The following is a 1,162-nucleotide window of genomic DNA, read 5'->3' as shown; positions in this document are numbered from 1 at the left end:
TGATGCATCAATCCAACTCATCTTCCCACGCTTCCTCTTCTTCTATATCAATGGCTTCGTCTAGCGCCTTTTGTGCGGCTTGTATTAGGTTTTGTCTCTGTTCGTCGTCAGCAAATACATCAACGGGGATGTGTCGTATCAACTTGTGCAGCTCTCGAAAAAAATCGATTTTCTGTTCTATTGCCACCAACTCCATTGATGTTGCGATCTTCCAAATCTCTTCACTGCTGACCCAACGTTGCTCGACCAGAGCAATTACGTCTGCCATCAAATCAGAAGCCTGATAAGCCATGACTCATCCTTTCTGGTTTGAACATTTGAAATAGCCGCCCTACCTGATCTTGCAAGGTGTTCAACGTTTTGAGTTTTTGCATATCGGACATCAGCAGCTGCAATTTGACGGAGTCAATGTTGCTGCCTTGCACGCTAAGGTCGGCACTCATGCCTTGCAGCATGAAGTCCACCGCAGTAGAGACTTCTTGCTCACCAAAACGCTCGACAACATCCTGATATGCAGAGCCAAGCCCTTGATAGCTGTGCACCGTATCGCGGTAAAAGCCGCGCAATTGATGAAGAGAGCTGAACTCTTGCTCTTTGCTAAACTCATCAGCGAAATGAGAAACACGGATTTCGGTGTCGATTTGCGACCAAGAATCCGGGTTCTGCTCGATTTTCAAGATCGCTTGGTCAATCAGCGCCAATAAGTGTTTGCTTTCCGGATTGGCCGATAAGTATTTCTTCACCGCTTTTAGAGCTAAGTATTGGTGGCTTTTCTCTTCCGAAAACCCGTTCAAATACGCTTGAAGCTGAGCGATGGTCGAAATGTTGCCACCCGCCATTTTGGCCGCGAGATCTTTGATTTTTTGGTTTTTCTCTAGATCGGGCACCTTTCTGAGGTAATCAGAAACCAGCTCGTGTGCTTCGTTAACGCGAACGCCACCGTCTTTTATTTTGCGTTTGGTGAGATCTTTTTCTGCTTTTTCGGAGCCAAGTGATGTGAGCTCTTCCATCGCGTCAAAAAGCGATTGAGTGGCGTTGTGCACGCGCACTGTCTCACCTCGATAACTGCCTTTTACGGCACTGTCCGCACGAGACGATTCCAATCCATTTCGGACCGATGCATCAAACTTGGTGTTGGTTGCTATCTGACTATTGATAATAC

The 1,162-nt window shown here is 46.8% G+C and carries 2 protein-coding genes; both read right to left on the bottom strand.

All coding sequences use genetic code 11. From position 1 onward, the window contains the following. Positions 1-7: 7 nt before the first annotated feature. A complete protein-coding gene (locus tag R7Q47_RS25650; RefSeq protein ID WP_318090184.1) occupies positions 8-292 on the bottom strand; it encodes a TyeA family type III secretion system gatekeeper subunit in 285 nt (94 codons plus the stop codon). Beyond that, complete coding sequence (gene vopN / locus R7Q47_RS25645) at positions 273-1,160, bottom strand: SctW family type III secretion system gatekeeper subunit VopN (protein ID WP_318090183.1); 888 nt, start codon at positions 1,158-1,160, stop codon at positions 273-275. The genes R7Q47_RS25650 and vopN overlap by 20 nt, the downstream gene beginning before the upstream one ends. Positions 1,161-1,162 lie beyond the last annotated feature (2 nt).

Source organism: Vibrio sp. Vb0349, from assembly GCF_033338975.1.
The sequence above is the reverse complement of the archived record's forward strand: the minus strand, read 5'-3'. Positions and strand labels throughout refer to the sequence as shown.